The organism is Streptomyces sp. NPDC001858 (assembly GCF_053594615.1).
The window spans coordinates 1-12,918 of record NZ_JBSFEV010000030.1; the positions used below are offsets into that span (position 1 = coordinate 1).

Below are 12,918 nucleotides of genomic sequence, written 5' to 3' on the forward strand. Positions count from 1 at the left end.
CGGGGCCTCCTCGAACGCCGGACCACCCCCGGCGACCGGCGCACCCAGCGACTGCACGCCACCGAGTCCGGCCTGCGGCTCGCCACCGAGGCCGCGGAAGCGCTGGACGCCACGCACGCCGAAGCGCTGCAGGCGCTGACGCCGACGGAACAGGCGCAGACGCACGCACTGCTGCTCAAACTGTTGGCGTCGCTCAATCCCTCGGCCGAGGAGGGCGGCACCCCGTGAAGACTCCGCCGCGCGGCCGGGCGGTCACTTCACATCACGCGCAGGTTCCCACTGCTGACCCCGAGTTTCGGCTTCGGTCTACGTCTGCTCCGTCGACTGCCGGGCCGCCTCGCGTGCGCCGACGCTGACCAGCCCTGTCTCGTACGCGACGATCACCGCCTGGACACGGTCACGGAGTCCGAGCTTGGCGAGGATGCGGGCGACGTGCGTCTTGACGGTCGTCTCGGCCAGATGGAGGCGGGCGGCGAGTTCGGCGTTGCTCAACCCTCGGGCCAGCAGGCCGAGGACCTCCAGTTCACGCGGGGTCAGCGAGGCGAGGTCGCGGTGGAGCGCGGCGGTGTCGCTGCCGCGCTGGGCGAACCGCTGCACGAGGCGACGGGTGACGGCGGGCGCCAGGAGCGCGTCGCCGGTGCGGACCGTGCGGACGGCCGCGGTCAGCTGCTCGGGGGTGACGTCCTTGAGGAGGAAGCCGCTGGCCCCGGCGGACAGGGCCGCGTAGACGTACCGGTCGAGGTCGAACGTGGTCAGGATGATGACACGGGGTTCGCCGGGGGCGCCGGTGAGGATGCGGCGGGTGGCCTCCAGGCCGTCCATCTCGGGCATCCGGACGTCCATCAGGACCACGTCCGGACGGGTGCGGCGGACCCCCTCGACCGCTTCGGCTCCATTGGTCGCCTCGGCGACGACGTCGATGCCGTCGGCGCGGAGGATCAGCCGGAATCCGGTGCGGACGAGGGTCTGGTCGTCGGCGAGGAGCACGCGCAGCGGCTCGGGGGTCACGGTGTCTCCAAGGGGATCAGGGCCTCCACACGGTAGCCGCCGGTCAGCCGCCGGCCGGTGTCCAGGGTTCCGTCGTAGACGGCGAGGCGCTCGCGCAGACCGATCAGACCCCGGCCGCTTCCGGCGCCCGCGCCCGCGTGGCCACCGGTGTCGGTGACTTCCACCCGGAGCCGTTCCGGCCCGTACTCGACGGTCACGGCGGCGGCTGCGCCGGACGCGTGCTTCACGGTGTTGGTCAGGGCTTCCTGGACCACGCGATAGGCGGCCAGTTCGACTCCGGGCGGGAGGGGACGGGGCGGTCCGGTCACGTTCAGGTCGACCGGCAGTCCGGCGTCCCGGACCCGTCCGACCAGCTTCTCCAGCTGGTCCAGGCCGGGTTGCGGGGCCGGCACCGCCGCCGTGTCGGCGAGGTCTGCGTCTTCGTCCGTCCCCTCTCCCTCGTCGGTCATGGTGAGCAGTCCCATGACGTGGCGCAGCTCGGTCATGGCCGCTCGCCCGCCCGCCTCGACGGCGAGCAGCGCCTCGCCGGCCTCCTCGGGGGAAGTGTTCATGATCTTGCGGGCGGCACCGGCCTGGATGATCATCACGCTGACGTTGTGCGTGACGACGTCGTGCAGTTCGCGGGCGATCCTGGCCCGCTCGTGCTCGACGGCCCGGCGCAGCGCCTCGGCCTGTTCGCGTTCCAGGGCGAACAGCCGGGTGCGGCCCTCGTCGGTCCGGAGCTTCCAGGTGCGCAGTCCGACGGCGGCCACGGCCATCGGGACCAGGATCAGCAGGGCGATGTACTCGTTGGGGACGATCGGCGTCACCGAGTTCCCCGAGGTGCCGACCAGGACGACCGACACCGGCAGCGCCGCCAGGGTCGCCACCCGGTACGGGCTGTACACGGCGGCGCTGTAGACGGCGATGACGAACGCGTAGAACGTCAGCCGCATGACGCTGTGCGGTGTCGCCAGGGTCGCGGCCGTCACGACGCACAACACGGCGAGCGGGTAGCGACGGCGCAGGGCCAGGGCGCCCGAGGCGACGGCCGCGAGGGTCACCATGAAGGCCAGGCCGCCGGCACCGGACGGGCGCGCGATGACGTACTGCACGCCGGGCGCGATCTCCCGCACCACCACGTTGTTGGCATTGTCGATGCCGTAGTAGACGGTGGCGATTCCGAGCGCCAGCGCCACCAACGCGTCGAACTGCCAGGCGCGTTGGGTGAGCCGCAGCGGTGGACCGCTCGGCAGCCTGGCGTCGCGGACCGTCCGGCGCGCGGCTCCCCGCAGCCACGCCGGCGTCGTACGTACGTTGATCACATCGATCACCGGATCATTCTCGCCGCCGCGCGAACCCGCGGAGTCCGTCCCGGTGGTCATTCCCACCGCACCGGATACACCGCCCGCCTACATCGCAGGGATGACGTCCGAGCAGCTCATCCCAGCGCGGTACCGCAAGGGCTTCAGGCGGCCCCGGGCCCCGGCGGCGCAGCCCGGAGCCGGCCGGTCGGCCGCAGATTTCATGAGAACGCCCATTGCAACGCCTGTTGTGGTGGAGTTGGGGGTGCACGGGGATTCGGGTTTCACGGCCCGGCAGAGAGCGAAAGGCGCCTGTTCAGGCCTGGCGCTTGTCGGCTCTCTTGCAGGTCAGCAAGATGGTCTGATTCCAGTGGGTACAGGCAGCATCCGGGACGGACATTCGAAGGGGGCGTATGGCTGCTACCGACCTCGACTTGGACTGGCAGACCATCCAGGAACTGGGGTACCGCCTGCATCTGCAGATAGCGCGTGACGCAACCCCGAAAACCATCGTTGCCATAGCGCGCGGCGGCCTCGTTCCAGCAACGATAATCGCACACCTGAACAAGATCGATGATGTCCGTGTGGCCTACGCCCGCCATACGTCCAGTGATTTCGCGCATTCGCCGATGCTTCCGGAGCTCATCTTGCGCAACAGTGCGTCGGTCGGCGATCTCACCGGCCGCGACGTCCTTCTGGTGGACGACATCGTGACCAGCGGTGCGACGATCTCCGGCGTCAGCCGAATGATCAAGGGCAGTGGGGCGGCCGAAGTCAGAACGGCCGCGCTGGTATGGAAGGGTGACCGCGCAGAGCCGGGCCGGACTTCCGGCGAACTGTGCCCCGACTACTGGGCCGTGCGCTGCGACGGCTGGGTCACTTTCCCTTGGGAAGTGCGATGAACCAATGAGATGAACCACTGAAAGGAAGGACGTCATGGACCGTCCGGAAGATCGCTTGTACGACCCGACCCAGGCAGCCATTCAGAAGGTCGGCGCCGCCATCGTCAAGGACAACAGGATCCTCGTCGTGCGCAAGAAGAAGCAGGAGGGCGAGGAGTACATCATGCCCGGCGGGCGCATGGAGGGCGGCGAAACCCAGCGGGAGACGCTGTACCGGGAGCTGCGCGAGGAGTTGGGCGTCGACGTCTCCGCCTACGACTACCTGGGCACGTTCAGCGACATCGCCGTCTTCGAGGGCGAACCGCTCATCATCCACGCCTACGTGGTGGAGGTGGAGGGCGAGATGACCCCGCAGGCCGAGCTCGGCGAACTCCGTTGGATCGACGCGCATTTCCAGGAACAGGGCATCAAGGTCGGGTCCATCATGGCGAAGAAGGTGATCCCCAGGATGGTCAGCCTGGGCCGGATGTAGCGTCAGGACCACTCGGCGAGCAGGACCGTCGGCCGGGTGAAGAACCCGCCCGATTCCCCCGACACGGGCATCGAGCCCAGCCGCAGGGCCGGCAGCCCGGTGAACGCGGCGCTGGTGAACAAGGCCAGCATGCTGCGCGAGAAGGCCGCGGCGGGGCAGCGGTGCGGCCCGGCGCCGAACACGAGGGACGCGCCGTTGCGGCGGCCGATGTCGAAGCGGTCGGGCGCCGGGAAGAGCCGCGGGTCCCAACCCGCCGCGAGAGTCGAGGTGATGACCGCCTCGCCGGACCGGATCGTCCTTCCGGCCAGTGGGACGTCGGTCAGTGCCAGCCGTGGGTAGTTGGTGGGCCCGTTGTTGTAGAAACGCAAGACCTCTTCCACCGCATCGGTCCAGGGCGCCTCCTCGCGCAGGAGGCGCCCGAGCTGGTCCTGGTCAGTGAGCAGCGCCAGCAGTCCCGTGGCCAGCGGTGCCACGAGGGAGTCCGTCGCGGTCAGCAGGAGCAGGGCGGTTGTCGAGACGGCCTCGCGGCGCGTGATGACTTTGTCGCGGCAAGCCGCGGACAGCGCGGCGACCGGAAGGTGTTGCCCGCGTCCCTCGGAGTGGGCGAGCAGACTGTCGGCGAACTCCACGAGATTCGCGGTCGCCCGTCCGACGGGATCGCTGCCGGCGGTCAGGCCGGTCTGCCGACGGACGTTCTCCCGGACCCGGAGGAACTCGCTCCGGCCGAGGCCCAGCAGGGATCCGGCCACATCGGCCACCACCGGGTCGACGAACGCGGTGACGAGGTCGGCGGACGTCGTCGATTCCCGCAGCTTCTGCACGGTCTCGGCCGCCGACCGCCGCCATTGCGCGGCCCACCACTGCGCGGCGCCGCGGTTGAAGGAGCCGGACAGCACCTTGCGCAACATTGCGTGCCGAGGTCCCTCGAGATTGAACAGCGAATCAGCGAGCGAAGTGACGTCCTCGCCGGCCAGGCGCGGAGCGCCGGGAAAGCCCAGTTGCCGGGTGAGCCTGGGGTCGGTCAAGGCGGCGCGGACATCCGCGTGCCGCGTCACCAGCCACAGCCGGTCGCCGTGCGGTGTGCGGACCGGGCAGAGCGGCTGCTCGCGCTGAACGCGGAGGAGCCGCGGCGGAGCGGAGAATCCATGGCCGACGGGGAAGTCCTCCGGGACGCGCAGGATGTTCTCGTCGGATATCGCGTCGAGCACAGGACCTCTCCTATCGACGTGATGGTGCAACGGCTGCCGCCCGCGCCCTTCCGCTCCCTTACTGCGGTCCGACCAGTACGAGGTCGGAGACCGGCTCCACCGGGGTTGCCGCCTGTGCCATCGGGCGCACCTCCCAGCGGAAGACGCCCGACGACGTCGGACGCCAGGCGGTCCGATACCGCGAGCCGCCGCAAGGACGCAGCGGTATCGGCGCGCAGAGTTCCCGGCCCGCGTCGTCGGTGACGACTACTTCGATGGCCAGGGTGTCGACGCCGTGGCACGACTCCGCCTGGATCTCCCACGCGTCGCCGGTCACGGCATACTGCAGCGCGGTCACCGCGATCTCGTCCTCGACCGCCATGGGGGCGTGCCGCCTCGCAGTGAGTACCCCGTGCAGATGGCGCAGGGTCTCGCGCTGCTGATGGATGGACGCGTGCTTGCCGGGAAGAAAGGTGGCCGCCGCGTCGCTCTCCCACTCGGGCGGGGTCGCCGAGCGCCTGGCCACCGTGCCGTCGCCGCGGTCGGCGAGATCGTCCGGCTGGTGCGCCTGCAGACCGGACCCGGTCGAGACCCAGACGTCCGTGGGCTGGAGATGCCCGACGACGGCATGGAACTGCGGTGCTCGGGACCCCAGTCGGAGCATTCCTTCACGCATCTCTTGCTGGAATGCGACAGCGTGGGCGGTCAGTTGCGCCGGCAGCCCCGGTACGGGGTGTGACTCGATCGTGCCGAAGTCTCCGTCCGGCGACCAAACGCAGGGGTAGACGGGCAGCAGCTCCGCGACGGACGGAAGGCTGCGGGCGAAGTCGCCCAGGTCGAGTTCGTACGGCCCCAGAGCGATGGATCCCTTCGCCAGCACCAGGAGCGCCTTGACCGATCCGAGATAGGGGGTGCCGATGGTGACCACCCGTCGCGTGTCGCGGTCCGTGTCCAGGCATGCCGCGAAGTACCGGGCCACCAGGCCGCCCATGGAATGGCCGACGAGCACCGCACGGGCCTGGGGATGCGTTCTGCGCCGTCGCTGCAGAAGCGGCCGGATGAACTCCCCGAGACGCCGGGCCGACACGCGGTTGGACTGCCGCCAGTCGTAGGGGAAGGCGAAGACGTCATCGATCGCGTAGCGGTTGTGCAGACTCTTTATCATGGCCCGATAGCCGTCGACCGACCAGAATCCGGGAATGAGGTGACAGGAATTCAGGACGCTCGTCGCGGTGACGCCGGTATCGAGATTCTCTTCCGGGGAATCGAATGCCCCGGGTGGAAGTGAGAGGTCTTCGGTGAGTTTTTCTGCCAGGTGAAAGAGGTTGCAGCCGATCTGTCGGTAGCCCCACACCTGCCGATTCCCACGATCCAGACAGCTGCCCAGGATTCCGGGAATCACGACGGCTATATCGCCTTCGGCTAATACAGCCACACCCACCTCCTGCAGCGCCCAGAGGTCTGCTAGTGTAGCGCGATCGAGGGCGTCCAGGGGGTACTGGCGTGAGTCAGAGTCGAGTTCGAGAGATCCTCTCGCTTGGTATCGACTATGCCGGAAGCCCGCACGAGGACCTTCCCCGCTCGGTGTCCGGCGCTGTCGACCTCGCCGCTTTCTTCGAGAAACTCGGCTTCCGCGGCGTCACCGTGCCGCGCCATCTCGCCAGGGCTTCCGCCAGGGACGTCATCGCCTTTGTGGAGGGCTGGGCGGACAGCACTCGGGAATCCGCGCAACCGCCGTCGATCGTGTTCTATCTCGGCGGTCACGGGCGCCTGCACAACGGCCGTCACTTCATCCTCAGCCGCACCAGTCCGGCGCTGCCGCCCTACTCCTTCTCCAAAGCGATCAGCGCGGAGGAAGTCGCGGCGCTCATCCTGAACAGTCGCGCCCGCGAGGCGCTGATTCTCCTCGACGCGTGCCGCGTCGGATTCGCGGCCTCCGAGGTCCAGGCAGCGCTGGAACGCCAGGCGGCGTCCATGGCCGGACCTCCCATGCGGCTTGCCGTGCTGGTCTCCTCGCTGCACCACGAGCGGTCCTCCAGCGGTCTGTTCGTCGACACCCTGATGAACGTCGTCGAGAAGGGGTCGGGCGCCCAGGGCGAACAGCGCCACTGGCGCGACCTCGACCCGTGGATCACGCCGGGCGAACTCTGCGACGAACTGTGCGACCGACTCGGCGACGAGCAGTGCGCACGGGTGGTGGGGCTGAGCTCGATGAAGGTGATCCCCAACCCGCGTTACCGCGTCGGCGCCGCGGATCGCTCGGTGGAGTTGGGGCGGCTGCTCCAGCACCTGCCCTCCGGCGACCGGGAGCACTTCCTGCTCAAGGCCTCCGGCGCCGACGCCATCGACCTGGGGTGGTTCTTCACGGGCCGTCAGGAGATCAGCGAGCAGTTGATCCGCTGGCTCGGCAGCGGCGTCGGCCTGGTGGCGCTGACCGGCTCGCCGGGCGCCGGCAAGTCGGCGGTCCTGGGCCGGCTCGCCGTCCTGTCCGACCAGGACGCCCAGGCCGCGTGCCGGGCCCTGGGCATGCTCGACGTCGACCCGGTCACCCTTCCCCCGGTCGGCGTCTTCGACGCGGTGGTCCACCTCAAGAACAAGTCCGCCGACATGGTGGCCGCCGAACTGGCGGACCAACTGGGCATCGCGTTACCCCGAACGGGCGACCCGGTATCGGCTCTCGTCCTCGCGCTGTCGGAGGCGGAGCGCGAGGTGACGGTCCTGGCGGACGGGCTCGACGAGGCCGTCCTCGGGGACGAAATCCTCATCGCCCGCGACCTGTTGAGGACAGTGGCGGGCCTTCCCGGGTGCAAGGTCCTGGTGGGCACCCGGCGCGACCGCAGTGGCCGGCCCGCCTCGTCGCCGGACGGTCTCGGCCCGCTCCTGACGGCGCTCAGCCCCCGTCGCAACCCGGCGCTGGTCCTCGACCTCGATGCGGACCGATCCGCCGGCGAGGCCATCGCCGCCTACGCCGAGCGGCGGCTCTCCGAGTTCTGGCCGGACACCGACGCCCGGCGGCAGGCGGCCGCCCAGATCGCCGCCCGCAGCGAGGGCGTCTTCCTCTACGCCCGCTTCGCCGTCCGCGCACTCAGCCGCGTCCTGCCCGCCGAACTGGCGGACGGCGGATGGCAGAAGGTGATCACCACACAGATCGGGGTGTCGGGCCTGTACGAGGCGCTGGCCGCCGACCTGAACCGCTTCGAGGATCCCGACCTCTTCCACGAGGTGCTGCGCCCGCTGGCCTTCGCCCGAGGCAAGGGCCTCCCGCGGCGTCAGATATGGTCCGCGCTGGCCACATCCCTGTCCACCAAAGGGCGCGCGTACTCGGCGGCAGACGTGGCTCAGGTGATCCGAGAGGCCGGCTGGTACCTGGTCGAGGCGACCGAGGGCGACCAGGCGGTCTTCCGTCTCTACCACCAGTCCATCGCGGACTACCTGCGCGCGGAGGCCAAGGCCGGTGACTGAGAAGGAGATCGAGCACGCCATCGCCGCCCAACTCGCCGCGATGGGGCGCCGTGACGGGTGGGAGAACGCCAACCCCTACATCCTGCGCTTCCTGGCCACCCATGCACTCCGTGGCGAATACCTCGGACACCTCATCCGTGACGTCGACTTCCTCATCGCCTGTGACCCCGACACCTTCAGCGAGGCGCTGGGAGCCGGCGTGGAACTGGACGGCGGGGACATCGCCCGCCTCTACCTACGGATCGCCCACACCCTCGGCGAGTACGAATTCGACGCGCGCGCCGCCGTACTCGCGCTGGAAGGCCTGCTCCAGGGCTCGCCACTGGAGATGGAACCCCGCGCGGCGGCTCTGTGGTGGCCGCTGTGGGCGCGCACCCGCGCCACTTCGTTCAACCGGTCGCTGCTGGGGCACATCAAACCGGTCCAGTGCGTGGCCGTCGGCGAGCGACACGACTCGCCCGTCATCGTCTCCGGTGGCGCCGACCGAACGCTGCGGGTGTGGGATCCGCTCAGCGGACGGACCGTCAATCTGCTGGAGGGGCACGGTGGTTGGGTGCGCGCCGCCGCCTGTGGGCACGTCGCAGGAAAGCCCGTGGCGGTCTCCGGCTCCGACGACGGCACCGTGCGGATGTGGGACCTCGACTCCGGCCAGGAGACGGCCCGGCTGACCAGCCACCCGGGAGCCGTCCACGCAGTCGCGATCGGCCGCGTCGGCGACCGCGAGGTGATCGTGTCGGCCGGTGACGACGCGGCCGTCCGCATCTGGGACGCGGTGAGCGGCGACTGCGTCCGCGTCCTGCAAGGGCACACGGACTGGGTACGCGGTCTGGCAGTCGGACGTCTCGACGACGTGGACGTGGTCGTCTCCGCCTCGGACGACCAGTCCATCCGCCTTTGGGACGCCGACAAGGCGCGCTGCCGCTTCGTGTTCACCGGGCACACCGAACCCGTCTGGGGCGTCGCGCTGGGCGGACCGGCGGAGCACCCCACGATCGCCTCGGCCAGCAACGACCGCACGGTGCGTACCTGGAACCCGCTCACCGGCGAGGCATGCCAGGTCATGCACGGCCACACCGACTGGGTCCGGGCCGTCGCCGTAGCACGGCTGGCCGGGCACGACATCGTGGTCTCCACGGGCAACGACCGGACCATCCGCACCTGGGACCCCGCCTCGGGTGAGTGCCTGGCCGTGATCGAGGGCCACACGGCGCCGGTGTCGGCCGCGGCCGTCGGCGAGTTCGCCGGAACACCCTCCCTGATCTCGGCCGGCAACGATTGCAGCGTCCGCATCTGGGACACGTCGGGGCTGGGCGACGACAGCGCCGACGGCGAGGTTCCGGGCATCGTCCGCGGCATCGCGCTCGGCCCCGGCCGCCACGGACCCGTCATGGCGATCGCCGGCGACGACGGCACCATCGAGATCCGCGACGCCGCGAACGGCACCCTGAACGCCGTCTGTACCGAGCACACCGGCACGGTGCAGTCGGTGGCGATCGGCGCCCTCGACGGTGAACCGGTCCTCTACTCCGGCGGCTACGACCGGACGGTACGGGTCTGGCGCCTTGACGGCCGCCCGCACATCACACTGACCGGCCACACGGGCGTGGTGTGGCAGGTGGCCGCGGGGCGCGTCGGCAGCCGGGACGTCGTCGCGTCCGCGAGTGACGACAAGAGCATCCGGGTCTGGGACGTCGCCGCAGGAACCGTCCTGGTCCTCAAGGGGCACACGGAATGGGTGCGTGCGGTGGCGATCGGCCGGATCGCTGACCGGGACGTTGTCGTCTCCGGCAGCACCGACCAGACCGTACGTATCTGGGACGCCACGACCGGCGAATGCCTACAGATGCTGAGCGGGCACACGGAGTGGGTCCGCTCCGTCGCCCTGGTGGACACCGGGAGCGGGACGGTGATCGCATCGAGCGGCGACGACTCCACGGTGCGCCTGTGGGATCCGGACACCGGCCGCTGCACCGCCGTGCTGGAGGGACACAGCCGATCGGTCCTCAGCCTCGCGGCCACCCGCCTCGGCGACCAGGGGTTGCTGTACTCGGCCGGCGAGGACGGAACGATCCATGCGTGGCGCCTCCCACAGGGCGCCGAGTACTTCCGCCTGCCGATCGACGGCGTCACCTCGATCACCGCCCACGAAACAACCTTGGGCGTGGGCCTGCTGCGCGGCCCCTTGACCATCGACGTCCGCCGGACCGCGACGGAGGACACAGCGGCGAACGCGTGAACGTGACGAAGCTGCTGGTGCAGACGATTTCAGAATGAACAGCTGCGGGACGGCAGGTCACTCCTGGTCAGAAAGGCGGTCGAGGAGTTCATTCCATACGTTGCCGCCGTCAGCCCAGGTCCAGAGCCATCGCCGTAGTGCGGTTGCATGGCGAAGGCCGTCGTGTGCGTCTTCGCCCCATGTGGGCTCCCAGCCGTCAGCGTCGTAAAGCAGTACCGGATTGTCGACCGCGATCAATGAGACGTGCCATTCCATCGTGCAGCCGCCGGAGGTGAGGTAGAGCCATGATGCCGGCAGCCGCCCCTGTGCACGGTTGCTCTGGTGGATGCTCTCCACGGACTGCCAGTCGGTCAAGTCGCCCGTTGCGCGGCTGCCGTTGGTCAGGGGCGCGAGTCCGCCGTCGGGGCCGAAGCCGCCATTGGCGACCTCGGTATAGATGCGCCGAAGCAGCTCGGGCAGGCGGCGACCGATGGTGCGTTCCGCGTTCTCGACTTCCGTCGCTGTGACTGGAGGGAACAGCGGTGCCCGTGGAGTGTTCGCATAGTAGGCGGCCACTTCGTCGGTCCGTGACTTGAGCGCGATCGTGCCGTCACTGACGTAACCCTCTATGTTGGCGCGGATCTTCGTCAGATGGTCCGGTCCGTAGCGCTCGGCTATCCATGTGGCGGGGACCCTTGCGCTGTCGAAACGCAGTCCCGGGTCCCAAGCGAGGGCCCGCAACCTCTCGATCAACCTGTCGTCGTCCGCCTCCGTCGCCCCGGGCTCCGGGTCAGGTGTAGCGAGTGTGTCGTGGGAAGGGAGGGCCATGAATGGGAAGCCTACTGTTCGGCCCGGCTGCCTTTCGGAGCCGTCGGAGGCTGCGCGATCGTGCTGGGAGCCGGGGCGGCCGCGGGCGGAGCAAGGTGAGACCTTTGTGATCCATACTCTGTGGCGGCAACTTCGGGGAGGGCATGTCCATGCAGCACAGCGGTGGGATCACACGAGCGGTCCAGCGCGCAGCGGCCGTTGTCGTTGCCGGCGTCCTGATGAGCGGTTGTTCGTCGGACGATCCGGCGCAGGCCCAGGAGTGGCAACGGGACTACTGCACCAAGCTGGGGTCCTGGCAGGACGCGGCGCACGCCACGACAACCGGTGAGGCAGACGCCGATGCCGGTGGCGATGCCGGTGGCGGACAGAGTGGGCATGCGCTCGTCGAGGCCTCGAAAAGGCTTGACCGGGCTGGCCTGGAACACGGTGGCACCCACATCCTCGATGACACCGTCAATGCGGTGAGCGGCGACATCGGGGCTGAGCGTCGTGCGGTGTCTTACTGCGACAGCTCAGGCTTCGAGACCTTGGTCAGTTCGGCTGGATAGTGCCGTGAGCACATGGCTTCGCCGGCGCGGGTACGAGTGCGGGGTGCGGGTCGGTCGGATGCGCGTCGGCGCTGTTCGCGCCCAGGCCTGCGAGCAGGCGCAGTCCGTCCTCGGCGGGGGTACCGGGGGCGGCGGACAGCACCAGCAGTTCCATGCCTGATTCGTCCGGTGGGGCGAAGTTCTCCTGGTGCAGTTCCAGCAGTCCGACCAGCGGGTGCCGGTACGCCTTGCGTCCATGGGTGCGGGCGCGTACGTCCGCGCGGGCCCAGAGACGGCGGAAGCGCTCGCTGCCCATTGCCAGTTCGCCGATGAGCGAGGCCAGGCGGGGGTCGTCGGGGTATTTGCCGGCGGCCAGACGCAGGTGCCCGACCACGTCGAGTGTGCAGTTCTCCCAGTCCGCGTAGAGGCCGCGCTCGGCCTCCTCGAGGAAGATGTGCCGTGCGGTGTTCAGGCCCGGCATCGGCCGGCCGTAGAGGAGCCCGGCGAGGCGGTTTCCGGCGAGCACGTCCAGGCGGTGGTCCATGATCAGCGCGGGTGCGGCGACCAGGTCGAGGACGCGCAGCAATTCCGGCCGGATCCGTCCGCCCGGCGCCTTCGCGCGGCGGCGGCGCTGCCGGGCCAGCCGGTGGAGGTGCCCGCGTTCGGTCTCGTCGAGGCCGAGGACGCGGGCGAGCGCGTCGAGGACCTGCTCGGAGGGCTGGGTCGCGCGGCCCTGCTCCAGGCGTACGTAGTAGTCGACGCTGACTCCGGACAGGTGCGCGACCTCTTCGCGGCGCAGCCCTGCGACCCGGCGGCGGCTGTCGGTGGGGATGTCGACGGCCGCCGGGTCGACGCGGGAACGCCGGGTCCGCAGGAAGCCCGCAAGATCGTCCATGCGCCCCAGTATGGCCTCGGTGGTGCCGGTGAAGGTGGTCCTGCCGTTACCAGGAAGTCCCGTCCGACGGAGGAGACGTCCGAGGGAAGTGGCGTCCGATGGAGGAGGCGTCCCTGAACGTCGGGCGCCGCCGGGCTCA

11 protein-coding genes and 1 pseudogene are annotated in these 12,918 nt (G+C 69.7%); 6 read left to right on the forward strand and 6 right to left on the reverse strand.

The window, feature by feature from the left end; all coding sequences use genetic code 11:
- Positions 1-228 (forward strand): annotated as a pseudogene (locus ACWCPF_RS32300) (MarR family winged helix-turn-helix transcriptional regulator); the annotation flags it as partial.
- Positions 229-306: 78 nt separating this feature from the next.
- Here the strand turns inward: ACWCPF_RS32300 and ACWCPF_RS32305 are convergent.
- Entirely contained in the window at positions 307-1,008 is a 702-nt protein-coding gene (locus ACWCPF_RS32305; protein WP_451048650.1) for a response regulator, read from the reverse strand.
- Entirely contained in the window at positions 1,005-2,372 is a 1,368-nt protein-coding gene (locus tag ACWCPF_RS32310; protein ID WP_451048651.1) for a sensor histidine kinase, read from the reverse strand. Before ACWCPF_RS32310 ends, ACWCPF_RS32305 begins: the two co-directional genes overlap by 4 nt.
- A 332-nt stretch (positions 2,373-2,704) precedes the next feature.
- Here ACWCPF_RS32310 and ACWCPF_RS32315 point away from each other — a divergent pair, with 332 nt between their 5' ends.
- Both ACWCPF_RS32315 and ACWCPF_RS32320 read left to right on the forward strand, forming a co-directional pair.
- Positions 2,705-3,193, forward strand: a complete 489-nt coding sequence (locus ACWCPF_RS32315; protein WP_451048652.1) for a phosphoribosyltransferase — start codon at positions 2,705-2,707, stop codon at positions 3,191-3,193.
- 34 nt (positions 3,194-3,227) lie between these two features.
- Entirely contained in the window at positions 3,228-3,665 is a 438-nt protein-coding gene (locus tag ACWCPF_RS32320; protein WP_451048653.1) for an NUDIX hydrolase, read from the forward strand.
- 2 nt (positions 3,666-3,667) lie between these two features.
- Here the strand turns inward: ACWCPF_RS32320 and ACWCPF_RS32325 are convergent, their stop codons facing one another.
- Positions 3,668-4,873, reverse strand: coding sequence for a cytochrome P450 (locus ACWCPF_RS32325; RefSeq protein WP_451048654.1), 1,206 nt, complete (start codon positions 4,871-4,873; stop codon positions 3,668-3,670).
- Positions 4,874-4,931: 58 nt separating this feature from the next.
- Positions 4,932-6,293: an esterase/lipase family protein gene (locus tag ACWCPF_RS32330; protein WP_451048655.1), complete on the reverse strand. Its 1,362-nt coding sequence runs from the start codon at positions 6,291-6,293 to the stop codon at positions 4,932-4,934.
- Between the two features lie 143 nt (positions 6,294-6,436).
- On the opposite strand from ACWCPF_RS32330, the gene ACWCPF_RS32335 reads away from it, so the two are divergent.
- Together ACWCPF_RS32335 and ACWCPF_RS32340 are read left to right on the forward strand one after the other, a co-directional pair.
- Positions 6,437-8,314: a hypothetical protein gene (locus ACWCPF_RS32335; RefSeq protein ID WP_451048656.1), complete on the forward strand. Its 1,878-nt coding sequence runs from the start codon at positions 6,437-6,439 to the stop codon at positions 8,312-8,314.
- Positions 8,307-10,550 carry a WD40 repeat domain-containing protein gene (locus ACWCPF_RS32340; protein ID WP_451048657.1) on the forward strand — a complete coding sequence of 748 codons (2,244 nt, stop codon included), beginning with the start codon at positions 8,307-8,309 and terminating at the stop codon, positions 10,548-10,550. Before ACWCPF_RS32335 ends, ACWCPF_RS32340 begins: the two co-directional genes overlap by 8 nt.
- Positions 10,551-10,607: 57 nt before the next feature.
- On the opposite strand, the gene ACWCPF_RS32345 is transcribed toward ACWCPF_RS32340, so the two are convergent.
- Positions 10,608-11,357, reverse strand: a complete 750-nt coding sequence (locus ACWCPF_RS32345; protein WP_451048658.1) for a hypothetical protein — start codon at positions 11,355-11,357, stop codon at positions 10,608-10,610.
- Positions 11,358-11,500: 143 nt separating this feature from the next.
- On the opposite strand from ACWCPF_RS32345, the gene ACWCPF_RS32350 reads away from it, so the two are divergent.
- Positions 11,501-11,905, forward strand: coding sequence for a hypothetical protein (locus tag ACWCPF_RS32350; protein WP_451048659.1), 405 nt, complete (start codon positions 11,501-11,503; stop codon positions 11,903-11,905).
- On the opposite strand, the gene ACWCPF_RS32355 is transcribed toward ACWCPF_RS32350, so the two are convergent.
- On the reverse strand, positions 11,889-12,779 hold the full coding sequence (locus ACWCPF_RS32355; RefSeq protein WP_451048660.1) for a helix-turn-helix transcriptional regulator: 891 nt from the start codon (positions 12,777-12,779) through the stop codon (positions 11,889-11,891). The genes ACWCPF_RS32350 and ACWCPF_RS32355 overlap by 17 nt on opposite strands.
- Between the last annotated feature and the right edge of the window lie 139 nt (positions 12,780-12,918).

Bases quoted from the DNA above. Each gene is read 5' to 3' on its own strand.
- ACWCPF_RS32315 (WP_451048652.1), top strand. From the start codon at position 2,705: ATGGCTGCTACCGACCTCGACTTGGACTGGCAGACCATCCAGGAACTG.
- ACWCPF_RS32350 (WP_451048659.1), top strand. From the start codon at position 11,501: ATGTCCATGCAGCACAGCGGTGGGATCACACGAGCGGTCCAGCGCGCA.
- ACWCPF_RS32355 (WP_451048660.1), bottom strand. From the start codon at position 12,779: ATGGACGATCTTGCGGGCTTCCTGCGGACCCGGCGTTCCCGCGTCGAC.
- ACWCPF_RS32310 (WP_451048651.1), bottom strand. From the start codon at position 2,372: ATGACCACCGGGACGGACTCCGCGGGTTCGCGCGGCGGCGAGAATGAT.
- ACWCPF_RS32320 (WP_451048653.1), top strand. From the start codon at position 3,228: ATGGACCGTCCGGAAGATCGCTTGTACGACCCGACCCAGGCAGCCATT.
- ACWCPF_RS32345 (WP_451048658.1), bottom strand. From the start codon at position 11,357: ATGGCCCTCCCTTCCCACGACACACTCGCTACACCTGACCCGGAGCCC.